The sequence below is a fragment of the Streptomyces sp. NPDC006743 genome, assembly GCF_040703815.1.
Classification (GTDB): Bacteria; Actinomycetota; Actinomycetes; order Streptomycetales; family Streptomycetaceae; genus Streptomyces.
This window is the reverse complement of the sequence record NZ_JBEYJA010000011.1, coordinates 63,819-85,662: the sequence shown is the minus strand read 5'-3', so window position 1 is coordinate 85,662 and position 21,844 is coordinate 63,819. Positions and strand designations below refer to the sequence as shown.

Annotated in this window: 23 protein-coding genes; 8 read left to right on the top strand and 15 right to left on the bottom strand. The window is 74.3% G+C overall.

All coding sequences use genetic code 11. From position 1 onward, the window contains the following. Positions 1 to 23: 23 nt before the first annotated feature. The 12 genes from ABZ719_RS12525 to ABZ719_RS12470 form a co-directional block, all read right to left on the bottom strand. Positions 24 to 1,064 (bottom strand): glycoside hydrolase family 6 protein, encoded by a 1,041-nt coding sequence (locus ABZ719_RS12525; protein WP_366725169.1) that lies wholly within the window; start codon positions 1,062 to 1,064, stop codon positions 24 to 26. Between the two features lie 81 nt (positions 1,065 to 1,145). Beyond that, positions 1,146 to 1,583: a hypothetical protein gene (locus tag ABZ719_RS12520; RefSeq protein ID WP_366725168.1), complete on the bottom strand. Its 438-nt coding sequence runs from the start codon at positions 1,581 to 1,583 to the stop codon at positions 1,146 to 1,148. A gap of 14 nt (positions 1,584 to 1,597) precedes the next feature. Continuing rightward, entirely contained in the window at positions 1,598 to 1,987 is a 390-nt protein-coding gene (locus ABZ719_RS12515; protein ID WP_366725167.1) for a hypothetical protein, read from the bottom strand. A gap of 112 nt (positions 1,988 to 2,099) precedes the next feature. Further along, positions 2,100 to 2,879, bottom strand: coding sequence for an HAD-IIA family hydrolase (locus ABZ719_RS12510; protein WP_366725166.1), 780 nt, complete (start codon positions 2,877 to 2,879; stop codon positions 2,100 to 2,102). A 116-nt stretch (positions 2,880 to 2,995) separates the two neighbouring features. After that, positions 2,996 to 4,051 (bottom strand): 2-aminoethylphosphonate ABC transporter substrate-binding protein, encoded by a 1,056-nt coding sequence (locus tag ABZ719_RS12505; RefSeq protein ID WP_366725165.1) that lies wholly within the window; start codon positions 4,049 to 4,051, stop codon positions 2,996 to 2,998. 93 nt (positions 4,052 to 4,144) lie between these two features. Next, complete coding sequence (locus tag ABZ719_RS12500) at positions 4,145 to 4,942, bottom strand: ABC transporter permease subunit (protein ID WP_366725164.1); 798 nt, start codon at positions 4,940 to 4,942, stop codon at positions 4,145 to 4,147. Beyond that, positions 4,929 to 5,843 carry a 2-aminoethylphosphonate ABC transporter permease subunit gene (locus tag ABZ719_RS12495; protein ID WP_366725163.1) on the bottom strand — a complete coding sequence of 305 codons (915 nt, stop codon included), beginning with the start codon at positions 5,841 to 5,843 and terminating at the stop codon, positions 4,929 to 4,931. Before ABZ719_RS12495 ends, ABZ719_RS12500 begins: the two co-directional genes overlap by 14 nt. After that, complete coding sequence (locus tag ABZ719_RS12490) at positions 5,833 to 6,885, bottom strand: ABC transporter ATP-binding protein (RefSeq protein WP_366725162.1); 1,053 nt, start codon at positions 6,883 to 6,885, stop codon at positions 5,833 to 5,835. The genes ABZ719_RS12495 and ABZ719_RS12490 overlap by 11 nt, the downstream gene beginning before the upstream one ends. A gap of 1 nt (position 6,886) precedes the next feature. Continuing rightward, positions 6,887 to 7,603 carry an HAD family hydrolase gene (locus ABZ719_RS12485; protein WP_366725161.1) on the bottom strand — a complete coding sequence of 239 codons (717 nt, stop codon included), beginning with the start codon at positions 7,601 to 7,603 and terminating at the stop codon, positions 6,887 to 6,889. Positions 7,604 to 7,611: 8 nt separating this feature from the next. After that, entirely contained in the window at positions 7,612 to 8,736 is a 1,125-nt protein-coding gene (locus ABZ719_RS12480) for a TIGR03364 family FAD-dependent oxidoreductase (protein WP_366725160.1), read from the bottom strand. A gap of 145 nt (positions 8,737 to 8,881) precedes the next feature. After that, the gene (locus tag ABZ719_RS12475) at positions 8,882 to 9,637 is read right to left on the bottom strand and encodes a GntR family transcriptional regulator (RefSeq protein WP_366725159.1); all 756 of its coding nucleotides are present in this window, start codon (positions 9,635 to 9,637) and stop codon (positions 8,882 to 8,884) included. 243 nt (positions 9,638 to 9,880) lie between these two features. Next, entirely contained in the window at positions 9,881 to 11,017 is a 1,137-nt protein-coding gene (locus tag ABZ719_RS12470) for an ROK family transcriptional regulator (RefSeq protein WP_366725158.1), read from the bottom strand. Positions 11,018 to 11,508: 491 nt separating this feature from the next. Here ABZ719_RS12470 and ABZ719_RS12465 point away from each other — a divergent pair, with 491 nt between their 5' ends. From ABZ719_RS12465 to ABZ719_RS12455, 3 genes are all read left to right on the top strand, one after another. Continuing rightward, positions 11,509 to 12,606: a Gfo/Idh/MocA family oxidoreductase gene (locus tag ABZ719_RS12465; RefSeq protein ID WP_366725157.1), complete on the top strand. Its 1,098-nt coding sequence runs from the start codon at positions 11,509 to 11,511 to the stop codon at positions 12,604 to 12,606. A 143-nt stretch (positions 12,607 to 12,749) separates the two neighbouring features. Further along, the gene (locus ABZ719_RS12460; protein ID WP_366725251.1) at positions 12,750 to 13,211 is read left to right on the top strand and encodes a heme-degrading domain-containing protein; all 462 of its coding nucleotides are present in this window, start codon (positions 12,750 to 12,752) and stop codon (positions 13,209 to 13,211) included. Between the two features lie 183 nt (positions 13,212 to 13,394). Next, entirely contained in the window at positions 13,395 to 14,273 is an 879-nt protein-coding gene (locus tag ABZ719_RS12455) for an LLM class F420-dependent oxidoreductase (RefSeq protein WP_366725156.1), read from the top strand. Positions 14,274 to 14,490: 217 nt separating this feature from the next. On the opposite strand, the gene ABZ719_RS12450 is transcribed toward ABZ719_RS12455, so the two are convergent. The 3 genes from ABZ719_RS12450 to ABZ719_RS12440 form a co-directional block, all read right to left on the bottom strand. Continuing rightward, a complete protein-coding gene (locus tag ABZ719_RS12450) occupies positions 14,491 to 15,348 on the bottom strand; it encodes a fumarylacetoacetate hydrolase family protein (protein ID WP_366725155.1) in 858 nt (285 codons plus the stop codon). A gap of 369 nt (positions 15,349 to 15,717) precedes the next feature. Beyond that, positions 15,718 to 16,497 (bottom strand): membrane protein insertase YidC, encoded by a 780-nt coding sequence (gene yidC, locus ABZ719_RS12445; RefSeq protein WP_366725154.1) that lies wholly within the window; start codon positions 16,495 to 16,497, stop codon positions 15,718 to 15,720. Between the two features lie 119 nt (positions 16,498 to 16,616). After that, entirely contained in the window at positions 16,617 to 16,937 is a 321-nt protein-coding gene (locus ABZ719_RS12440; RefSeq protein ID WP_051812453.1) for a DUF6412 domain-containing protein, read from the bottom strand. A 413-nt stretch (positions 16,938 to 17,350) separates the two neighbouring features. Between ABZ719_RS12440 and ABZ719_RS12435 the strand changes: the two genes are divergently transcribed. From ABZ719_RS12435 to ABZ719_RS12415, 5 genes are all read left to right on the top strand, one after another. Then, positions 17,351 to 18,394 carry an SEC-C metal-binding domain-containing protein gene (locus ABZ719_RS12435; protein ID WP_366725153.1) on the top strand — a complete coding sequence of 348 codons (1,044 nt, stop codon included), beginning with the start codon at positions 17,351 to 17,353 and terminating at the stop codon, positions 18,392 to 18,394. A gap of 59 nt (positions 18,395 to 18,453) precedes the next feature. Next, positions 18,454 to 18,897 carry a DUF3592 domain-containing protein gene (locus ABZ719_RS12430; RefSeq protein ID WP_366725152.1) on the top strand — a complete coding sequence of 148 codons (444 nt, stop codon included), beginning with the start codon at positions 18,454 to 18,456 and terminating at the stop codon, positions 18,895 to 18,897. Positions 18,898 to 19,088: 191 nt separating this feature from the next. Then, positions 19,089 to 19,532: a very short patch repair endonuclease gene (locus tag ABZ719_RS12425; protein ID WP_366725250.1), complete on the top strand. Its 444-nt coding sequence runs from the start codon at positions 19,089 to 19,091 to the stop codon at positions 19,530 to 19,532. After that, a complete protein-coding gene (locus ABZ719_RS12420; RefSeq protein ID WP_366725151.1) occupies positions 19,520 to 20,515 on the top strand; it encodes a DNA cytosine methyltransferase in 996 nt (331 codons plus the stop codon). Before ABZ719_RS12425 ends, ABZ719_RS12420 begins: the two co-directional genes overlap by 13 nt. 11 nt (positions 20,516 to 20,526) lie before the next feature. Then, complete coding sequence (locus ABZ719_RS12415) at positions 20,527 to 21,837, top strand: DNA cytosine methyltransferase (protein ID WP_366725150.1); 1,311 nt, start codon at positions 20,527 to 20,529, stop codon at positions 21,835 to 21,837. Positions 21,838 to 21,844: the final 7 nt, after the last annotated feature.

The following is a 21,844-nucleotide window of genomic DNA, read 5'->3' as shown; positions in this document are numbered from 1 at the left end:
CCCGGGGGACCCGCGCCGCGCGGCTACCCGCTCGCCCGCGCCAACGCGAGCGCGTACGTGTCCCACCAGTCGCCCGCCGCCGGGCCGCCCTTGCAGGTGCCGTCGGACTCACCGGGGCGCTTGACCCACAGATAGGCGTCGACCAGGGGGGCGGCGGTCTTCGTGGTGGGGGCCTCGCCGAGGGCGCGGCCGGGCGGGTTGCACCAGCGTTCGCCGGGATCGCCCTGCGTGTAGGGGCCGTTGCCGTTGCGGCTGGTGTCGATGACGAAGTGCTTGCCGCCGACCTTCGCGGAGAGGTCCTTGCCGTAGGCGAGCGAGGCACCGGTGGAGTAGAAGTTGGAGACGTTGACGGCGAAGCCGTCGGCCCGGTCCACGCCCGCCCGCCGCAGCGGCTCGTAGATCTGGTCGGGCCGGCCCCAGCCGGCGTTGCCCGCGTCCAGGTAGACCCTGGTGTTCTTGAGCGTCTTGAGCGTGGCGACGGCCCCCTCGAGGAGGTCGTAGCGCTCCTCCTGGTACTGCTGCGGGGTGCAGCCGTCCACCATGTGCAGCACCGCGTCCGGCTCCAGGACCACCATGGCCGCGCGGTCGCCGATGCCGCGGGCCACGCCGTCGACCCAGGCGCGGTAGGCGTCGCCGTCGGCGGCGCCGCCGCGCGAGTACCGGCCGCAGTCGCGGTGCGGGATGTCGTAGAGGACGAGCAGGGCGGTGCGGCCGGCCCGGGCGGCGGCCTCGGTGAAGCCGCGCGCCTCCCGCTCGGGGTTCTCCGGTCCGATCCACTCACCGGTCGGCTGTTCGGCGATCTTGCGGATCTGCTCGGCGTCGGCCGTCCGTCCCGCCTCGGCGTAGGCGGCGACCTGGCGGGCGGCCCGGCTGTCCGGGTCGACCCAGAACGGGCCGGCCGCCCGGGGCCGCTGGGTGATCGCGGCCCCCGCACCGCCGGCCCCCTCTCCTCCCCCGCTCCCGGCGGAACACCCGGTGACCAGCAGCGCCGCCCCCAGCAGCACCGCGCACGCCCGGGTCCGCGCCGCGGGGGCGTGCGAGTGCGCCCGCCTCGTGCCGTGCATACGTCTCCCCCTCGGCGCACCGGGCCGTACGGCCGCACCTCCCGCATTCCGCGCGTTCCATGCTGCCAGGCGGCGGCACGCTCACGGGCCGGTTCGGGGCAGGTACACCGAGACGGCGGGGCCGGGGAGTTCGGGGCGCCGGGCGGGGTGGTCCTGGGCGGGACGCCCGACGGCGGCCATGTCGCCGGTCGTCGGCGCGGCCGGCCGGCGCCCTGCCTCGGCGGACGCGCCGCCCCACTGCCACAGCGCCAGCAGCAGCACCACCCAGACCAGCCCAGCGACGAGACGGCCGAGGCCACGGAGACGATCGGTGACGCTCGGGAGACCGGTGCCGCCGGAGCGCGCGGTGACGCACGGGCGTTCGGTCACGCCGGGCCGTGCGGGAACGCGCGGGCGTTCGGTGACGCGCAGGGGGGCGGTGACGCTGGGGAGATCGGTGCCGCCGGACCGCTCGGTGATGTTCGGGAGACCGGCGCCGCGCAGGCGTTCGGTGACGCTCGGGAGTTCGGTGTCGGACATCGTGATCCCGTCCTTCAGTCCTCGTTCCGCCGGCGGCCGTGCGGGTCGGCGCCGTCGTCCCCGGGGCGGGCCGCGCCGCGTGCACCGCGTGCGCCGCGTGCCCGGGGAAGGAGGACGACGGCCGCCGCCGCGGCGCCCGCGAGGACCAGTCCGGTCACCGCGTGCGCCATGCCGGGCGCGGCCGCGACGGCGTGCGGGTCCGCGGGGGCGGAGGGGGCCGGGCGCGCCTGCGCGGGGACGGCGACGGCGCCGCCGGGGGCGGGCGGCGCGGACGCCGGGGCACGGCCGCCGCCGGCCCCAGCCGCTCCCTGGACGCTGCCGGAGGTCGTGGCGGGGGCCATGGCCGGGGCGAAGGCACCGGCCACCAGCAGCCCTGTGCACAGAGTCAGGCGCAGCGAACCCATCGTGACACCTCCGGTACCAGGAGACGTCACGGAGCCCGGGACCGCATCCGCGACCGGCCGTTACTGCTCCGTACGGGTGACCGGCGGGCCAGGGGCCGCGCCGGGCCCGGTGTCAGACGCGTTCCACCAGGTCGGCGATGGAGTCGATGACCTCGGACGGGCGGAACGGGTAGCGGTCGACGTCCTTGGGCTGCGTCACGCCGGTCAGCACGAGGAAGGTGCGCATCCCGGCCTCCAGACCGGCGAGCACGTCGGTGTCCATCCGGTCGCCGATCATGGCGGAGGTCTCGGAGTGGGCGCCGATCGCGTTCAGCCCGGCCCGCATCATCAGCGGGTTGGGCTTGCCCACGAAGTACGGCTTCTTGCCCGTCGCCGCGGTGATCAGGGCGGCGACCGAACCGGTGGCGGGCAGGTCGCCCTCCACGGAGGGGCCGACGTTGTCGGGGTTGGTGGCGATGAACCGGGCTCCGTCGTTGATCAGCCGCACGGCCTTCGTCAGGGCTTCGAAGGAGTACGTCCGGGTCTCGCCGAGGATCACGAAGTCGGGGTCGTGGTCGGTGAGGACGTAGCCGATGTCGTGCAGCGCGGTCGTCAGGCCGGCCTCGCCGATGACGTAGGCGCTGCCGCCGGGCCGCTGGTCGTCGAGGAACTGGGCGGTCGCCAGCGCGGAGGTCCAGATGTTCTCCTCCGGCACGTCCAGGCCCATGCGGCGCAGCCGGGCGTGCAGGTCGCCCTGGGTGTAGATCGAGTTGTTGGTCAGCACCAGGAACGGCCGGCCGGAATCACGCAGCGTCTTCAGGAAGGCGTCGGCGCCGGGGATCGGAACACCCTCGTGGATCAGGACACCGTCCATGTCGGTGAGCCACGACTCGATGGGCTTGCGGTCTGCCATGGGTTTCGCTCTCCTGCCGTACGCGGACCTGCGTGAGCCCCAGCCTAACCAGTGACCGGATCTTGCCGGAACGCTTCAGCGCCGCGCTGTTCCGGGGCCGGGGCCCGGCCGGGCGGTCAGCTGCCGGTGGCCCGCTTCCAGTCCTCGACGTACGCGGTCAGGTTCTCGTCGATGTCGGACCAGTCGGGCCGGAAGACCTCCACGCCCTTCATCAGGGCGGACAGCGCGGTGGCGTTCGCGTCGGTGGCGTGGACGTCCCGGCGGACGCTGAAGCCGCCGCCGATCTCGCTGACCTGCTGCTGGGCCTGCCGGGCGAGCATGAAGTCGAGGAGCTTCCTGCCGTTCTCGGTGTGCGGGGCCTTGGTGACGAGCCCGGCGGCGTAGGGCAGGGCGAAGGTGGTGGGCCTGCCGCCGGGCCGGGCCGGGAACCAGATGCCGAGATTCGGCATGGTCCTGGACTGGGCGTGGTTCATCTGGACGTCGCCGTTGGCGACGAGGAGTTCGCCCTTGTCCACCTTGGGCGCGAGCTTGCCGGTGGAGGCGGACGGGCCGACGTTGTTGGTCTGGAGTTTCTTCAGGTACTCCAGGGCCGCGTCCTTGCCGCCGAAGTCGTGCATGGCCTTGACGAGCACGGCGGTGCCGTCACCGGCGACGCCGGGCGTGGAGTACTGGAGCCGGTTCTTGAACTTCGGGTCCAGGAGCTGCTCCCAGGTGGTGGGGGCGGGCTTCAGCTCCTTCTTGTCGTAGACGAACCCGAAGTAGTTGTTGACGACGGAGGTCCAGGTGCCGTCGGCCGCCTTGTCGGCGGGGCCCACCTGGCCGGCGCCCCGCGGGACGTACTTCTGCAGCAGGCCCTTGCCGTCGGCCTGCTGGATGAACGGGGGCAGGGTGACCAGCACGTCGGCCTGCGGGTTGGCCTTCTCGCGCACGGCGCGCTGCACCATCTCGCCGGAGCCGCCCTCGACGTACTCGACCTTGATGCCGGTCTGCTTCTCGAAGTCCTTGAAGACCCTGTCGTACCAGCCGTCGCCGTTCTCGCCCTTGAGGCCGTCTGCGCTGTAGACGGTGACGGACTTGTCGTCGGCGGCGGAGGAGGAGCCGCCGCAGGCGGACAGCAGGGGGGTGGCGAGCAGGGCGAGCGCGACGGCGAGCTTGAGGGTGTTCCTGGGCATGGCGGGGCGGACTCCTTGCGGCGGCGGACGGCGGAGACGGGGGAAGGAGGGGGCGGGAAGGGAGGGAGGAGGAGGGGAGGGAAGGGGCGCGGGTCAGCGGTGGTTCGCCCGGGTGCGGACGCGGGAGAGGGCCAGCAGGACCAGCAGCGTGACGGCCATCAGCACCACGGCGACGGCGGAACCGGTGAAGAGCGCGCCCCGGTCGGTGGCCGCGAAGATCAGCACGGGCAGCGGGGTCCAGTCGGGCGGGTAGAGCATCATCGTGGCGCTCAGCTCCCCCATGGACAGGGCGAAGCAGAGGCCGGCGGCGGCCGTGAGCGAGGGCAGCAGCAGCGGCAGCCGCACCCGCCACAGCACGTACGCGGGCCGGGCGCCGAGCGAGGCCGCGGCCTGCTCGTAGGCCGGGTCGAGGCGGACGATCGCGGCGGACACGGACTGGTGGGCGAAGGCGGTGACCAGCACGGTGTGCGCGACGATCACGATCCAGCGGGTGCCGTTGAGCAGCATCGGCGGCTTGGAGAACGCCACCAGGACCGACAGTCCGACCACCACCGACGGCACCGCGACCGGCAGGACGAACAGCGCGTCCAGCACCCGGCGGTGGGCTTTCTTCAGGGCGGCTGCGGCCAGCGCGGCCCAGGTGCCCACGGCCAGCGCGAGCAGGCTCGCGACGGTGGCGGTGACGAGGCTGGTGGTCAGTGATCCGAGGGCCTCGCCGCGGGTGGCGGCGCGGTAGTTGCCGGTGGTGAGGCCCGAGGGCAGGACACCGGACCAGTGGGTGGCGAAGGAGGCGCCGAGGACGACGAGGAGGGGCAGCGCGAACAGCGGCAGGAAGAGGACGAGGAACCCCGTCCACACGGCCCGGCGGGCCCCCCGGCTATGCACCAGCACGACGGCTCACCACCCGGTAGAGGCCGTAGAGGCCCACGGAGATCAGGACGTTGACGACGGCGACCACGCACGCGCCGGGGTAGTCGGACTCCAGGATCGCCTTGCCGTGGACGAGCATCGGCAGGGTGGTGACGCCCTTGGCGCCGGTGAAGAGCACGATGCCGAACTCGTTGAGGCACAGCACGAGCACCAGGGAGCCGCCGGCGCCGAGCGCGGGCAGCGCCTCGGGCAGGATCACCTGCCGGACGATGCGCGGGGCGCGGGCGCCCAGGGAACTGGCCGCCTCCAGCTGGGCGGTGTCCAGTTGCGTGAAGGCGGCGAGCAGCGGGCGCATCACGAACGGCGTGAAGTAGGTGATCTCCGCCAGGAGCACGCCCCAGGGGGTGGCCAGGAATTGGAAGGGGCCGTCCGGGGCGCCGCCGGCCTGCGTCCACAGGCCGTTGGCCAGGCCGGTGCGGCCGTAGACGAACAGCAGGGCGAGCGTGATGAGGAAGGACGGAAAGGAGAGGAAGACGTCGATGAACCGGGCGACGGCCTTCGCCCCGGGGAACGGTACGAAGGCGATGACCAGCGCCAGCAGGAAGCCCAGCACCAGGCAGCCGGCGGTCGAGGCGAGCGCCAGCCACACGGTGGTCCACAGCGCCTCGCGGAAGGCGGCCGAGGCGAAGACGTCGGCGTAGGGCTTCAGGGAGGTGCCGCCGGTGTCCGGCCGGAAGGACTGCTGGACGACGAGGGCGAGGGGGTGGAGGAAGAAGACGGCGAGCAGCGCGACCGGGGGCAGCGCCCACAGGAGGCGCCGGGCGCCCCGGGGAGCGCGTACCGCGGCGGAGGGTGCCGGGGCGGCGGCACCCGGGCCCGGCACCCGGGCGGGCGCCGCGGTGGTCAGCGGCTCAGTGCTCATCGCCGCTCACCCCCGCGGCGAGCAGCACCGCGTCCTCGGCGGCGAAGTGCAGGCTGACGGTGTCGCCGCGGGCGGGGGGCCGCCGCAGTTCGGGCACGTCCGCCATCACGGGATGGCCGGCGACGTCGACGTGGAGCCGGTGCGTCGAGCCGCGCCACTGGATCTCGCTGACCGTGCCGGTGAGCCGGTTGGGGCCGTCGCCGAGGCCGACCAGGTGCGGGCGTACGCACAGGGTGCCCCGCGTCCCGGCCGCCGCGCCCGCCGTGTCGAGGGTCAGCTCGGCGTCGCCGAGGGCGGCGCCCCGGGGCGTCACGGTGACCGGCAGCAGGTTGGCGTTGCCGACGAAGGACGCGGTGAACTCGTCGGCCGGGGCCCGGTACAGCTCCCGGGGCGTGCCGCAGGCGCGCAGCCGCGCCTTGTCCATCACCGCGATCCGGTCGGCCAGGGTCAGCGCCTCGATCTGGTCGTGGGTGACGTACAGGATGGACACGTCGGGCAGTTCCCGGTGCAGGCGCGCCAGTTCGGCGAGCATGCCGGAGCGCAGCCGGGCGTCCAGCGCGGACAGCGGTTCGTCGAGCAGCAGGACGGCGGGGCGGATGGCGAGGGCGCGGGCGATGGCCACGCGCTGCTGCTGGCCGCCGGACAGCTCCCGGGGGTGGCGGCGCGCGTGGGCGGCCATCCCGGTCATCTCCAGGGCCTCGCCGACCCGTGCGCGGATCTCGGCCCGGCCGGCCCGGCGGGCCTTCAGGCCGAAGGCCACGTTGTCCTCGACCCGCAGGTGCGGGAAGAGGGCGTACTGCTGCACGACCATGCCGATGCCCCGCCGGTGGGGAGGCAGGTCCGTCACGTCCCGCTCCCCCAGGAGCACCCGCCCCGACACGGGCCGGACGAAGCCGGCGACCGCCCGCAGCGCGGTGGTCTTGCCGGACCCGGACGGCCCGAGCAGCGCCATCACCTCGCCGGGCGCGACGGTGAGGTCGAGCGAGTCGAGGACGACGTTGCCGTCGTAGGCGACCGTGACGGAGTCGAAGCGGATGCTCATCTCACCGTTCTCCCCGCAGCAGGGCGGGCAGGGCGCCGACCGAGTCGAGGACGTGCGTGGCGCCCGCGGCGCGGAACTCGGCGTCGCCGTGCGCCCCGGTGCGCACGCCGGCGACCAGACCCGCCCCGGCGCGCACGCCGCTGAGCACGTCGTAGGAGGTGTCGCCGACGACGGCCACCTGGTGCACGTCCTCGGCGGCCTTGGTGCGCAGGAACGCCTCCAGGACCATGTCCGGGTAGGGGCGCCCGCGCCCGCCCGCGTCGGCCGGGCACAGGGTGAGCGGCACCAGGCCGCGCCAGCCGAGCGCGTCGAGGAGGGCGTCCTGGGTGACGCGGGCGAAGCCGGTGGTCAGGACGACGGTGCGGCCGTCGGCCGCCAGCTCCTCGATCGCCTTACGGGCGCCGGGCACGGGGGCGACGAGCCCGCCGTCGACGAGGTCGTCGTACGCGTTCTCGAAGGCGGTGTTGGCCCGCTGGGCGGCCTCCTCCGTGCCGAACAGGTGCCGGAAGACGGAGATCTTCGACTCGCCCATGGTGGCGCGGACGTAGGCGAGCTTGTCGGCGTGGCCGGCCGAGCCGGGTGCGACGCCCAGTTCGGCGGCGGCAGCGGCGAAGGCCCGCTCGACCAGACCGCCGTCGGCGACGGTGGTGCCGGCCATGTCGAGGACGACGAGCCGGATGTCCGCGGGACGCGCGGTGGTCGTGGGGGTTTCGGTCATGGGTTCTCTCACCAGCCCAGTTCGTTCGCGGTGCGTTCGGCGATCGCCGGGGAGCAGGTCATGCCGCGTCCGCCGGGCCCGGTGACCAGCCAGACGCCGTCGCGGACCTGCCGGCGGTGCACGACTCGGCCCGGGTCGGTGCACTGCGCGTACACCCCGGCCCAGCGCCGGCGGATCTTCGGCAGCGGGCGGCCCAGCAGGGACTCGACGACGGCGGTGAGGTGCTCGTAGGGGTCCTCGACGGTGTCGAACGCGAAGGGGTGCTCGTACTCGTGGGTGTCGCCGATGGTCAGTCCGCCGTCGGCGCGCTGCACCATGAGCAGCTGCATCCGGTGCTCGGCGGCGGTCCGGGGCTGCGGCTGCCCCGCGTCGAGCGCGTCCAGGGCCGCGCCGGCGTACGCCGGGTAGTAGCGGAAGCTGTCGGCGTCGGCGACCGAGGTGGGCAGCGCCTCACCGAGCGGGTCGGTCTGCATCATCTGGAGCCGGACGCGGCGCACCGGCAGGCCGGGTCCCGCCAGTTCCCGGACGAGGCCGCCGAGGTGGGCGCCGGTGGCGAGGACCACCACGTCGGCGGTGTGCACGTCGCCGTGGTCGTCGCGGACGGTGCCCGCGCCGACGACCTCGCGGACCTCGCGGCCCGGCAGGAAGGTGTACCTCGGGTGCCTGAGCAGTTCGGCGCGCAGGGCGCGCTGGGCGGTGCGCGGCTCGACGGCCGCGTCCCGTTCGCAGTACAGGGCCGCGTCGAAGTCCCCACGCAGGGCGGGGTTGAGGGCGCGGGCCTCGGCGGGGCTCAGCAGCTCGTGACCGCGGGCGGCGGCGTCCGGCGCGGCCGCGGCGGCCGCGGCCACGGCGTGTTCGAGGGCGCCGCGCACGGGGGTGAGGGAGCCGTTGGCCCGGAAGCCGAGGGCCGGCACCCGGCCGCCGATCTCCTCCCACAGCTCACGGGCGCGCAGGGCCGTCTCCAGCTCCTCGCCGCTCGCGCGGCCGCTCACCCATATCTGCCCGAAGTTGCGCAGCGAGGCGCCGCGGGCCTCGGCCTCGCGCTCGATCTGCACGACCTCGTGGCCGCGTTCCACTGCCTGCCAGGCGTGCATGGTGCCCACCACGCCGGCTCCGACGACTGTCACTTTCACGACGACGACGTTCCTCTCGGACGGAGAACCGGAAGAGTCCGGCTGACAACGAGAGCCTGAACGAGGCATCACAATTGGGCTAGACCCGTTATCTTTTCGTTACCATCGCGCGGGGGTGGTGGGGAGGCCTCCCGCGGCCGGCGCGTCAGCCGTTCAGGTGGGCGGTGAAGGAGAAGCGGTCCCCGCGGTAGAGGCTGCGCACCCGCTCCAGCGGCCGCCCCTGGGCGTCCCGCGAGACGCGGTGGATCAGCAGCATGGGCAGCGCGGGCGGGGTGCCGATGAGCAGCGCCTCGCGCGGGGTGGCGAGCACGGTCTCGATGCGCTCGTCGGCGTCCCCGAAGGCCAGGTCCAGGCTCTGGAGGTAGGCGTAGAAGGACGAGTCCGGGTCGAAGTCGGTGTCCAGGCGCGGCACGCGCGCCACCGCCACGTAGGTGCTCTCCAGACCGACCCGTTCCTCGTCCGCGAGCAGTACCCGCTCCAGGTGCCAGACGGGCTCCCCGCGGCTCAGTCCGGTCTCGGCGGCGAGGGCGTCCGGGCAGGGGAACCGTTCCAGACCGACGAGCGTGCGCCCCGGCGTACGGCCCTGGCGCCGCACGCCCTCGGTGTAGCTGGCCAGCGAGAGCGGCTGCTCCAGCTTGGGCCCGGCCACGACCGTGCCCCGGCCGCGGCGCCTGAGCTTGCCCTCCAGGACCAGCTCGCGCAGCGCCTGCCGCACGGTCTCGCGGGCGACCCCGTACTCCTCGGACAGATCGCGCTCGGTGGGGATCGGCCGGTCCTCGCCCAGCTCCCCGACGAGGCGGTCGATCCTCGCCTTCACCGCGTAGTACTTGGGGATCCGGCCGTGCTCCGGGATGCCGGAGCGCACCGGGGCGCCGGGAGCCTGGTCGTTCGGATAGTCCACGCAGGGATCGTCCCAGACCGGGGGCGCGCGCTCGGCGCCGCCTCCGGATCGGCACGCCCGGCCCGGCGGCGGCGAGCAGCAGGGCGGCGACCGTGAGCCTGCCGTAGGGGACGACGCGGGCCCGCCGTACGGCGTGACGGGAGCCCGTCGTACGGCCTGCCGCGCGCCCCTGGTACGGGTGGGGCGGGCACGGGCCGGTCATGGGCGGCGGGCCCGGAGGGCGCGTGCGGACGATCGCGGGGCCTACCCCTCCCCCCGCCCGAACAACGGCGCCAGCAGCAACTGTGCCGCACCCTCCGCGACCCCGCGCGCCCCGTCCGGCGCCTGCCGGACCGGCACCGCCGCGCCCGGCAGTCCGCCCCGCCGGGCCCGCGCGGCGACCACCGCCCCCACCCCGGTCACGAACACCTCCGGCTGCTCGGCGACCGTGCGCCCCCCGAGCAGCACCAGGTCGATGTCCAGCAGGCCGACGAGGTTCGCGGCCGCCGCGCCCAGCACGCGCGCCGCCTCCCGGGTGTCCCCGCGCGCGACCGCGGCCAGGCACAGCGCCTCCACGCACCCCCGGTCCCCGCAGGCGCACGGGGGCCCGTCCAGCTGGATCACCTGGTGCCCGAACTCGCCCGCCCCGGTGCGCGCTCCCCGGTGCACGGTCCCGCCGATGACCAGTCCGGCCCCGAGCCCCGTCCCGAGGTGGAGGTAGGCGAAGGACCCGCCGCCCTCACCGGTGACGGCGAGTCCGAGCGCCGCCGCGTTGGTGTCCTTGTCGACGACGACGGGCACGCCGAGCCGCCGCTCCAGCGCGTCCCGCAGCGGGAACCCGTCCCACTGGGGGAACCCGGTGACGCGGTGCAGCACCCCGCGCCCGTGGTCGAGCGGGCCGGGCAGCGCCACCCCGGCACCGAGGAGCGAAGTGGCGGACGCCTCCCGCGCGCCGGCCCCGAATGCCTCCGTGACCAGCGCCTCGACCTGCTCCGCCACCGCCTCCACGACGGCGCCGGCCTCCGCTCCGAGGTCCAGCGGCCGGCGCCGCTCGCCGGTGACGGTGCCGTTCAGGTCGGCCAGGACCGTCCGCACCTCGTCCCGCTCGACGTGCACGCCCACCGCGTGCCCGGCCTCCGGGACCAGCCGGAGCACGGTCCGCGGCTTGCCCCCGGTGGAGGCCCGGCGTCCCGCCTCGGCCGCCAGTCCGCGTTCCCGCAGCCGCGCGGTGATCTTGCTGACGGCCTGCGGGGTGAGTCCGGTCCGCTCGGCCAGCTCCAGCCTGCTGATCCCGGCGGCCCCCGCCCCGCGCAGCAGATCGAGCACGAGGGCGGTGTTGTGGCTGCGCAGGGCGAGCAGGTTGGCCCCGCCGGCCGCACCCCGCACCTTCGCACCCTGCACCTTCGCGCTCCGCGCCGCCTCCCCGCTCACCACGGGGGGACCCCCGACCGCACCGGGCCCAGGGTGCGCACCAGGGCCGGCCGGCGCACCGGCCACTCCGGACCCACGGGTCATGCTGGAATCGCGGGTCGCTTCAGAGCCAGAAGCCGCAGCGGTCACTTCAGGCACACCGGGCCCGCCGGGTCCACCGGGTCCACCGGGTCCACCGGGTCCACCGGGTCCACGGTGCGCACCGGCCGCCGCGCTCATCGCGGCCGCTCCCGGCGCACCGGCAGCCCGAGCGATCCCCGTGGCCTCACCGTCGTCGTCACCGCGCACTTCCACCGTTCCCGTTTCCCGTTCCCGCCCGCCCCCGCTCGCGAGGCACGGTCCCGCCGCTTCCGGCGGTGGGCGTCTTCCTCCGCGTCCGGCCGCTCGCCTCCGCCGCACCGTCCGCCCCCCATTCTCCCCCGCGCTTGCACTTAGGCAACAGCGTTGCGAAAGTAGGAGGCATGACTAGCACCCCCCTCCGCGACCTCCGCGTGGGCCTCATCGGCTACGGCCTCGCCGGTTCCGTCTTCCACGCCCCGCTGATCGCCGCCACCGAGGGCCTGACCCTCGACACGGTCGTCACCTCGAACGAGGAACGGCAGGCGCAGGCCCGCGAGGAGTTCCCGGACGTCCGCCTCGCCGCGGACGCCGGCGAACTGTTCGCCCGCGCCGGCGAGCTGGACCTGGTCGTCGTCGCCTCTCCGAACAAGACGCACGTCCCGCTCGCGACAGCGGCGCTGGAGGCCGGGCTGCCGGTGGTGGTGGACAAGCCGGTCGCCGGCACGGCGGCCGAGGCGCGCGGCCTCGCCGCCCTCGCCGAGGAGCGCGGACTCCTGCTGTCCGTCTTCCAGAACCGCCGCTGGGACAACGACTTCCTGACCCTGCGCGCACTGGTCGAGCGGGGCGAACTGGGCGACGTGTGGCGGTTCGAGTCCCGCTTCGAGCGCTGGCGCCCGAAGCCGAAGGGCGGCTGGCGCGAGTCCGGTGACCCCGCAGAGATCGGAGGTCTGCTCTACGACCTCGGGAGCCACGTGGTCGACCAGGCGCTGGTGCTCTTCGGCCCGGCCACGCAGGTGTACGCCGAGTCGGTCGTGCGCCGGCCGGGTGCCGAGGCCGACGACGACACGTTCCTCGCGCTCACCCACGCGAACGGCGTCCGCTCCCACCTGTACGTCTCCTCGACGGCCGCCCAGCTCGGCCCGCGCCTGCGGGTGCTCGGCTCGCGGGCCGGTTACGTCAAGTACGGGCTCGACCCGCAGGAGGCCGCGCTGCGGGAGGGCGCGCGGCCGGGTCCGGACGGCTGGGGCGTCGAGGCGGAGTCCCTGTGGGGCCGTATCGGCGCCGGGGACGCCCCCTCCGCGGGAGAGTCCCCGGTGTCCGGCGGCGGCAGCCCCGTACCGACCCTGCCCGGCGACTATCCGGCGTACTACGCCGCCGTGGCCGCCGCGCTGCGCGAGGGCGCCCCGAACCCGGTGACCGCCCACGAGGCCGCCGCCGCGCTGGACGTCCTGGAGGCGGCCCGCCGCTCGGCCCGCGACGGCATGGTGGTGCGACTGTGACGAGCGCACCGCAGCCCCCGCAGCCCGCGAAGCCGCCGCAGCCGGCGAAGCCCCCGCAGCCGGCGCACTCGCCCCGGCCTCCGGAGGAGCCCCCGCGGACCCCCCGGACCTCGCAGGCCCCGCAGCCCGCGGCCGCGGATCCGGTGGTCCCCGGGATCGAGGAACTGGAGGCGCAGGAACGCCGCCTGGTCTTCACCCGGTTCACGTACGAGGACGCCTGGGCGCTCGGCTCGCTGCTGGTCGAGCTGGCGCGGGCGCGGCAGGCCCCGGTCGCCGTAGACATCCACCGCGCCGGCCAGCAGCTGTTCCACGCGGCCCTGCCCGGCTCCACGCCCGACAACGACGCCTGGATCGCCCGCAAACGCCGGGTCGTGGAGCGCTACGGCGCGGCCTCCTACCTGGTCGGTGCCCGTTTCCGCGCCAAGGGCACCACCTTCGAGGCATCCTCCCGTCTTGACCCCGGCACCTACGCCGCGCACGGCGGTTCCTTCCCGATCACCGTGGAGGGCGTGGGCGTGATCGGCGCTGTGACGGTGTCGGGCCTGCCGCAGGTGGAGGACCACCGGCTGGTGGTGGAGGCCCTGGAGACGTATCTCGGCCACTAGGGTCTTCCGTCCGCACCGCTCCGGACGCGCGGCCACCGGCCCGCGACCGCCGGGCCGGACTCGCCCGGGCCGGGGAATGACGGGCGCCGTGCGCGCGGTTGGGGTTGGCTGTACGCATCGCCGGTCAGGCAACTGACCGCGCACGCACCTGATCGCGGCACGCGCCCGGAGGGATCGGAACCGATGAGCGACACGGCAGCCCCACTGAAGGAGACGGTCGGACGGTACGGCGTCTGGAGCGTCGGACTCCGCTCGGAGGACCCCGCCCGGCGCGGTGCGATCGCCGAGGCCGCCGCCGAGCTGGAGGAGCTGGGCTACGGCACCGCCTGGCTCGGCGGCAGCAGCGCCCCGGCCAACGCCCGCCCCCTGCTCGACGCCACGTCGGGCCTGGTCGTCGGCACCAGCATCCAGAGCATCTGGCAGCACGACGCCCCGGCGAGCGCGGCCGGCTTCGCCGAGCTGCAGGCGGCCCACCCCGGCCGCTTCGTGCTGGGCATCGGGGTGAGCCACGCCAAGCTGGCCGAGCAGTACCGCCGGCCGTACTCGGCGCTGGTCGCCTACCTGGACGAGCTGGACGCCGCCAAGGTGCCCGCCCACCGCCGGGTGCTGGCCGCGCTCGGCCCCAGGACCCTCGAACTGTCCCGGGACCGTGCGGCGGGCGCGATCCCGTACCTGGTCACGGCCGAGCACACCGCCAAGGCCCGCGAGATCCTGGGCGAGGGGCCGCTGCTCGCCCCCGAGCTGAAGGTCGTCCTCGACGAGGACCCCGAGCGCGCCCGCGCGACGGCCCGCGACTACCTCGCGACGTACCTCCAGCTCCCCAACTACACCAACAACTTCCTCCGCCTGGGCTTCACCGAGGACGACGTCCGCGACGGCGGCAGCGACCGCCTGATCGACGCCGTGTACGCCTGGGGCGACGACAGCCGCATCCGCGCCCGGGTGGAGGAGTTCCAGGCGGCCGGCGCCGACCACCTGGCCCTCCAGATCGTCACCGGCACCACGGACCCCGACGACCTGCCGAGGCAGGAGTGGCGCCGCCTGGCCGCACTGCTCGGCTGAGGGCCGCCCCGAAGGGGCGCGGGGCGGTGCCGGTACGCGGTGTCGGTACGCGGTGTCGGTACGCGGTGTCGGTACGCGATTCCGCCGCGCGGGCGCGGGAAGCCCGCGCCCGCGCGGCGGACGCTAAGAGCTGCGGACAAAAGGGCAGTCCGCTCAGCTCGCGACGCCCCTGTTCGCAGCTCTAAGGCACGCCGTCGCCCGCGCCCCGGCGGAGCGCCTACGCGTCCTTCAGCTCCTGCCGCTGCCGCCCCAGCCCCTCGATCTCCAGCTCGACCACGTCACCGGAGCGCAGGTACGGCTTCGGCTCGGGCTGCCCCATGGCCACGCCGGCCGGCGTACCGGTGTTGATGACGTCACCGGGGTAGAGGGTCATGAAGTGGCTGACGTAGCGCACCACTTCGGCGACCGGGAAGATCTGCTCGGCGGTCGTCCCGTCCTGCTTCAGCTCACCGTTGACCCACAGCTTCAGGGAGAGGGCCTGCGGGTCGGGCACCTCGTCGGCGGTGACGAGCCAGGGCCCGAGCGGGTTGAACGTCTCGCAGTTCTTCCCCTTGTCCCAGGTGCCGCCCCGCTCGATCTGGAACTCGCGCTCGGACACGTCGTGCGCCACCGCGTACCCGGCGACGTGCGCGAGGGCCTCCTCGTCCGTCTCCAGGTAGCGGGCCGTACGGCCGATGACGACGGCCAGCTCCACCTCCCAGTCGGTCTTGGCGGAGCCGCGCGGTACGAGCACGGTGTCGTACGGCCCGACCACGGTGTCCGCCGCCTTGAAGAAGACGACGGGCTCGGCGGGCGGTTCGGCGCCGGTCTCGCGGGCGTGGTCGTGGTAGTTCAGCCCGATGCACACGACCTTGCCGATCCGGGCGAGCGGCGGACCGATCCGCAGCCCCTCCGCGTCCAGCACGGGCAGTACCCCGGCGTCGGCGGCGCTGCGGATCCGGCCGAGCGCGGCGGCGTCGGCCAGCAGCGGGCCCTCGATGTCCGGGACGACGCCGGACAGGTCGCGCAAGGTGCCCTCGGCGTCCAGCAGCGCGGGCCTCTCGGCCCCGGCCGTACCGACTCGCAGCAGCTTCATGTTCCCCAACTCCCTCGATCGCGGGCAGCCCGGCCGAGCGACGCGACCTGAGTGCGGCGGGCGCAGCCGTCGGAGGACTGTTCGATCCTCCAAGGTCGCGTTCCACTCCGCAATACCCCGTTCACGTACTGGACCGTAGGGCCGCCCGCGCGGCGGACGGGCGGGCCGGGCCCGTAGGCATCTCCCCGGTGGCCGGGCCGGATTCCGTAGGCACCTCCCGGCGGCTGAGTCCGGCCCGCGCGGGGCACCTCCCGGCGGCCAAGCCGAACCCGCAGGCATCTCCCCGTGGCCGCCAGGCCGGATCCCGTAGGCACCTCCCGACGGCTGAGTCCGGCCCGCGCGGGGCACCTCCCGGCCGCGCGGGCGCGCTCAGCGGTAGAGCACCGCCCGCTCCACGGCGCTCCAGGTGGTGCTGGTCACCACGTACAGCGCGGCGGCCAGCGGTACGACGGCCACGGTGACCAGCGTGGCGAACGACATGAACGGCATCACCCTGCCCACGGCGGCGAGCCCGGGAACCCGCTCCTCGCCGCCCGCGCCACCTGTGCCACCCGCGAGGCCCGCGCCACCCGCGAGGCCCGCGCCGTCACCGAGACCGGCCGACGCCCGCCGGGCCCGCAGGAAGTTGAAGGTGGCGACGACGGCCACGACCGCGAACAGCCCGGCGTAGACGAGTCCGGCCGCCCCGAAGGGACCGCCGCCGGCCAGGGCGTCGCTCCACCGCCCGCCCAGCGGCGCGGCCAGCAGCCGGTGGCTGAGCAGCCCGTTGGCGTCCCCGCCGATCGTCGTGCTGGAGAACAGGTGGTAGAGCAGGAAGAAGGCCGGCATCTGGAGCAGGCCGGGCAGGCAGCCCGACAGCGGCGACACCTTCTCCTCGGCGTGCAGCGCGAGCACCGCCTTCTGCAGCCGCTCCGGATCCTTGCGGTACTTCGTGCGCAACTCGGCGAGGCGCGGCTGGAGCGCGGTCCGCGCCTTCTGCCCGCGCGCGGCCGCCCGGGAGAGCGGGTGGACGAGGAGCCGTACGAGCGCGGTGACCAGGACGATCGCGGCGGCGGCGGCGGAGGCGTGGAACACCGGCTCCAGCAGGCCGGCGAGGTGTTCGACGCCGCCGGCGAAGGCGGAGAAGACGGACGCGGGGATGACGGACATGGGTGAGGAGCCCTCCGGGGGTCTCGTCGTGCCGGGAAAGAAGACGTGGCGGCATGACGACCCGCGGCGCAGGAACACGCATGGGACAGGGGGCCTGGACAGGCGTGACGCGAGGTGCCCTACGCGGCGGCGGTCGCCGGAAGGGCCCGTCCGGGTGCCCGGGGCCGTCGCCGGCCCGCGGCATCGGGATCGCGCTGCGGCAGGAACGCCGTACGCCGGTCCCGCTCCCGCATCGCCGTGCGCACCCGCGTGGGCGCCACGGCGGGCGCGCACCGCGAGCCGAGCAGCGCGCACGCGACGAACGCGGCACCGGCGGCGACGGTCACGGAGAGGCTGCCCGTGTCGAGCAGCGAGAGCTGGAGGACCAGCAGGGCCAGCACGAGCAGGGACCCCAGCACGGGGGCGAGCGGCGCACCGAGCCGGTGACGAACACGACGGATCACGACCGGCCCTCCCCGCTCCCTCGGTCCCACACCTGGGTATCACTCGTCATCACTGGTTCCTACGGTTATACAGGACCGCCCCGGAAGAGCCGCAAGGGATCCCGGCGGGTACGGAGGGCACGCGGACCGCGTGAGCGCGGGCGACATGAGCGGGGGCGGCGTGAGCGGGGGCGGCGGAGCGCGGAGGCTGCGGAGCGCGAAGACCGCGGGGCGAGGAGGCAGCAGCCACGCGGGCGGCAGGGCACGGAGCCCCCGGGGGCAAGCGGGCCGCAGAACGCGGAGACCCCGGTCACGCGGGCCGCACGGCACGGAGGGGCCGCAGGGCACGGAGCGTACGTCCCCCACGAGGGCCGGGCGGCCTGCCCGCGGGTACCTCATCTTCGCCACCGCCCGGCAGTACGGTGTCCCTCATGCGCCCCGACACGCCCGCCGAAAACGCCGAGAACGCCGAGAACGCCGAGACCGTCGACCACACCGCCGAAGCGGCCCGCCTGGAGCGGACCGCGGGCCTGTACCCGGAGGACGCCGAAGCCCTCCTGCTGCGGGCCGCCGCCCACCTGGAGCTGGCCGGGGACCGCCCCGCCGCGACAGCGCTCTACGACCGCCTGCTGGCCTCCCCCGCCCCCCTGGAGAACGCCACACTGGTGCGGGCCCTGAAGGCGGCCAACCTCTGGGAGTACGACCACGAGGCGGAGGCCCGGGCGATCATCGACGGCGTCCGCGCGGCCGCGCCGCGCGACCCGGCCCCCTGGGTGATCGTCGCGGAGTCGCTGGAGTCGCACGACGAACTGGAGGCGGCGCACGAGACGTTCACGGAGGCCGTGACGCTCCTGCTGACCGACGTCCCCGAGCCCCCGTACGCCACCCATCCCCTCCTCTTCGGCCGCCACCGGGTGCGCCGCATGCTCGGCGCCTCCCACGACGAGTGGGACGCCCTCGCCGACACCCTGCACTCCCTGCCGGTCTCCCTGGACGAACTGCACGACCCCAAGCGGGTCTGGTCCCTCGGCTCGGAGAACCCGGCCGAACTCCAGGCGGAACTGGTCCGCCTCCGCGCGGAACTGGGCGCCTACCGCGAGGCCCTCTCCCGCCCCTTCCCGGTGGCGGTCCTGCACTGGCCGGCCGGCGAACTGGAGGAACTGGTCGCGGCCTACGCCGACCTCGCCGCGGAGTACCCGTCGCACGAGACCCACCTCGCGACGATAGAGCGCTCCCTGCGCGAACTGTCCGCCTCCGGCACCGCCAACCTCGGCATCGTCACGGGCACGGTCCCCTCCTACGAGGCCTTCGCCGCCTCGGAGGGCTCCTCACCGTCCGACACGGCCCTGCTCCCCCAGTACGCGACGACCCTGGCGGCCCGGGGACGCGCGGTGGCCTGGCCCCCGCAGCGAGCGGCACAGTGCTGGTGCGGCTCGGGACGGGCGTACGGGGAGTGCCACGGCCGGGCGTCCTGAGCCGGACGCCCGCCCCACGCTCCCCCGGCAGCGGCAGGACCGGAAGGGACCATGCCACCATGCCCCCGCTCTGGCGCGTACTCGCCCTCCTCCTGGCCGCCCTGTGGACCCTGGTCGGCGCCCACGGGACCCGCGCCGCCCTGCGCGCCCGCCGCTCCGTACGCCGTCTGGGCGTCCCCGGCGTACGGACGAGCGGCGAGGTCGCCAACGGCCCCCGCCGGGTCGGCCCGTCCTACCACCCGCCCCAGATCCGCTACCAGGCCCCGCCCCCCGACCGCCCGCACGCCCCCGCCGACCACACCTACCGCCAGGTCCCCCTGAACGCCGACGCCCCCAACGCCCTGCATCGCGGCGCGATCGTCCACGTCCGCTACGACCCGTCGGACCCGCGCCGCGTGGTGGTGCTCCGCACCCGCAAGTCCCTCTCCCCGACGGCCAACCTCATCTGGTGCACCTGCTTCTGCGCGACGGGCCCGGCCTTGGGGGCGCTGGCACTGCTCTGAGGATCGCGAGGACAGAGCGGTGGGGGTGACCATGAAGGGGGAAGGGGGCTCCGCGCGCCGCGAGGTGCGAGCGAGGTCGGTCTCACCCGCTCTCGGTCACCGGCCGAACGCGATGCGGACGTGCTCGTCCCCGTGATGGAATCGACCTCGGGACCGAGTCAGGATCGTGAGGCACAGCCGTCTTGAGCACAATGAAGCCGTCGTCGGCCGCCGTCTCGGCGCGCATGAGCAGGCAGGCCAGCAAGGACACGGCCGCCGAACTGACGGTCCGACGCCTGCTGCACGCGGCCGGCCTGCGCTATCGCGTGGAGTACCCGGTGCCGGGCATGGCACGGCGGCGCATCGACGTGGCCTTCACGCGGGCCAAGGTCGCCGTACTGATCGACGGCTGCTTCTGGCACGGTTGCCCGGAACACGCTACGCAGCCAAAGGCCAACGCCCAGTGGTGGCGCACGAAGCTGGACCGGAACATGGCTCGCGATCGGGAGACGACGGAGCATCTGGCCTCGGCGGGCTGGACGGTGTTGCGGTTCTGGGAGCATGAGGATCCGGAAGAGGTGGCCGCTCGGGTGAGAGCGGCTGTGGAACGGCGTCTGGCCGAACGGGCGGGAAGGTGTGGCACGTGGGGGGACTGACCTTCGTGGACGTGTGCTCCGGAGCGGGTGGACTCGCGCTCGGCCTGGAGGCAGCGGGATTCGAACCGCGTCTGCTCCTGGACGACGACGAAGACGCCGTCGCGACGCTGCGGGCCAATCGACCGCACTGGAACGTGCTCCGCGCCGATCTGCTCGACTTCGACCCGGCCGAGCATCCCGAGAGCTACGACGTGGATCTCCTCTCGGCGGGGTTGCCGCGGGTCAAGTCGAGTGCGACCGCCCGACGGGCCGAAACAGGGTCGGAGGAACGCCTGTTGGAGGCCACGGTCTACCTGGCCCACGCCATCAGACCGCGAGCGGTGATCATCGAGAACGTTCCCGATCTCGCCCATTCGGACAGGTACGACCGCTTCCGTGCCTTCGCGCGTGCCGAACTGGCTCACCTGGGTTACGAGTTCAGTTGGTTCGTCGTGAACGCCATCGACTTCGGGGTGCCGCAGAATCGCAGACAGGGCGTCCTGGTGGCCGTAGAACGGCAGTGGGCCGAGGCCTTCCGGCCGCCGGCGCCCACGGTGGGGGAACCGCGAACGGTCGGTGCCGCCCTGGGCGCGTCCATGGCCGCGCGCGGTTGGCGAGACGCCGCCCGGTGGGCGGCCCAGGCCGATCAGCCGGCTCCCACCCTGGTCGGAGGCTCGAAGAACCGAGGCGGTGCCGACCTGGGGCCGACCGGCGCCAAGCGGAAGTGGGCGACCATGGGCGTCAACGCCCACACCGTGGGCAACGAGGTTCCAGGCCCCGACTTCGTGTGGGACCCTCAGCTCGGCAGGGACAACATGGTGAAAATCACAGTCGAGCAAGCGGCCCTCCTTCAGGGGTTCCCCGGGTCGTGGGAGGTCAAGGGCCTGAAGACCGCCCGGTACCGCCAGATCGGACACGCGACACCGCCGCCCGTCGGCCAGGCGCTGGGTCGGGTCGTCGCCGAAGCTCTGCGCGGGGAGCCGGTGGCCCCCGCCGCCGGCTAGACTTCCGCCACATGACCAGCACGCCGCCCCACCCGTCCATCCTCGACAAGCCCTTTGTCCTGGACCTCTTCGCAGGGCCCGGTGGGCTGGACGTCGCCTGCCACAGGCTGGGTGTCCCGAGCCTCGGGATCGAGTGGGACAGGAGCGCGTGCCTGACGCGCTACGCGGCCGGCCTGGACACCCTCCATGCCGACGTGAGCGCGGTCCGCAGGGAGGCCTTCGAGTCGCTCCCGCCGGAGATCAACGTGCTCGCCGGCGGCCCTCCGTGCCAGACGTACTCGGTGGCCGGGAAGGGTGCGGGACGCAAGGCACTGGAAGAGGTCAAGCAGTTCATCGACCGTCTCATGGCGGGCGATCCGGACGAGGAGATCGACAAGGAACTGGGGAACCTCAGCGACCCGCGCACCGCGTTGGTGCTCGAGCCGCTCCGGTACGCGATCCAGGCGACCCGGAGCGCGAATCGGGGGTGCCGGCCGTACGACGTCATCGTCGTGGAGCAGGTCCCCGCCGTGAGGGCGCTCTGGGACCGCTACGCCGAAGTCCTGCAGGAGATCGGCCTCCCTGACGGAACCAAGTACAAGGTCGTCGTCGACGTTCTGGACACCGAGACCTACGGAGTACCGCAGACGCGGTCCCGTGCCGTGCTGATCGCCCGTCGGGCAGGGCTCGGCGAGCCCTCGCTGCCCGGAGCGACCCACCGCGCCTACGAGGCCAAGGAGTGGAACCGCAGGAACGGCGGCATCGCGGCGCCGGCGACTCAACCGACCCTCTGCGACGCGGAAGCCCTCGACCCCCGACCGCGCCCCGAAGAGGACGGCGACCTGGAGCCCTGGACGTCGATGGGCGATGCCCTCGCCGAGCCGGTCGGCACGCACCCGGGGCGCAGGACGCCCTTCCTGGTCCGGTCGAACTACGGCAGCTCCGGAGTTCCCGGACGGCGCGGCGTACGGACCGACCGCCAGCCCGCCACCACTGTCACCGGTCGTATCTCGCGCTTCGTGGTCTTCGAACCCGTCGGCGACCACCACCCCGACATCGTCCGGGAAGGTCCGAGGTTCAGCATGAACGAGGCGGGGATGCTGCAGAGCTTCCCGTCGGACTACCCGTGGTCGGGTACGGCCCAGGCCCAGCAGGTGGGCAACGCCGTGCCGCCCCTCTTCGGGGCACATCTCCTGAGCGCCGCGCTCGGTCTTCCCGCGCCCACCCCGGAGGAGATGCGCAAGCCGTGGGTGCCCGCGACGGAGGAACAGCGGGCCAAGCTGCGGAGCCACGGTTGCGGGGCGGCGGACGACTGCACCGCCCGCTGCCCACGCCCCGAGTAGCCGGACG

What these genes read in the sequence shown, in the direction of transcription:
- ABZ719_RS12525 (WP_366725169.1), bottom strand. Translation starts at nt 1,064, where the DNA reads ATGCACGGCACGAGGCGGGCGCACTCGCACGCCCCCGCGGCGCGGACC.
- ABZ719_RS12520 (WP_366725168.1), bottom strand. Translation starts at nt 1,583, where the DNA reads ATGTCCGACACCGAACTCCCGAGCGTCACCGAACGCCTGCGCGGCGCC.
- ABZ719_RS12515 (WP_366725167.1), bottom strand. Translation starts at nt 1,987, where the DNA reads ATGGGTTCGCTGCGCCTGACTCTGTGCACAGGGCTGCTGGTGGCCGGT.
- ABZ719_RS12510 (WP_366725166.1), bottom strand. Translation starts at nt 2,879, where the DNA reads ATGGCAGACCGCAAGCCCATCGAGTCGTGGCTCACCGACATGGACGGT.
- ABZ719_RS12505 (WP_366725165.1), bottom strand. Translation starts at nt 4,051, where the DNA reads ATGCCCAGGAACACCCTCAAGCTCGCCGTCGCGCTCGCCCTGCTCGCC.
- ABZ719_RS12495 (WP_366725163.1), bottom strand. Translation starts at nt 5,843, where the DNA reads ATGAGCACTGAGCCGCTGACCACCGCGGCGCCCGCCCGGGTGCCGGGC.
- ABZ719_RS12490 (WP_366725162.1), bottom strand. Translation starts at nt 6,885, where the DNA reads ATGAGCATCCGCTTCGACTCCGTCACGGTCGCCTACGACGGCAACGTC.
- ABZ719_RS12485 (WP_366725161.1), bottom strand. Translation starts at nt 7,603, where the DNA reads ATGACCGAAACCCCCACGACCACCGCGCGTCCCGCGGACATCCGGCTC.
- ABZ719_RS12465 (WP_366725157.1), top strand. Translation starts at nt 11,509, where the DNA reads ATGACTAGCACCCCCCTCCGCGACCTCCGCGTGGGCCTCATCGGCTAC.
- ABZ719_RS12455 (WP_366725156.1), top strand. Translation starts at nt 13,395, where the DNA reads ATGAGCGACACGGCAGCCCCACTGAAGGAGACGGTCGGACGGTACGGC.
- ABZ719_RS12450 (WP_366725155.1), bottom strand. Translation starts at nt 15,348, where the DNA reads ATGAAGCTGCTGCGAGTCGGTACGGCCGGGGCCGAGAGGCCCGCGCTG.
- yidC (WP_366725154.1), bottom strand. Translation starts at nt 16,497, where the DNA reads ATGTCCGTCATCCCCGCGTCCGTCTTCTCCGCCTTCGCCGGCGGCGTC.
- ABZ719_RS12435 (WP_366725153.1), top strand. Translation starts at nt 17,351, where the DNA reads ATGCGCCCCGACACGCCCGCCGAAAACGCCGAGAACGCCGAGAACGCC.
- ABZ719_RS12430 (WP_366725152.1), top strand. Translation starts at nt 18,454, where the DNA reads ATGCCCCCGCTCTGGCGCGTACTCGCCCTCCTCCTGGCCGCCCTGTGG.
- ABZ719_RS12425 (WP_366725250.1), top strand. Translation starts at nt 19,089, where the DNA reads ATGAAGCCGTCGTCGGCCGCCGTCTCGGCGCGCATGAGCAGGCAGGCC.
- ABZ719_RS12415 (WP_366725150.1), top strand. Translation starts at nt 20,527, where the DNA reads ATGACCAGCACGCCGCCCCACCCGTCCATCCTCGACAAGCCCTTTGTC.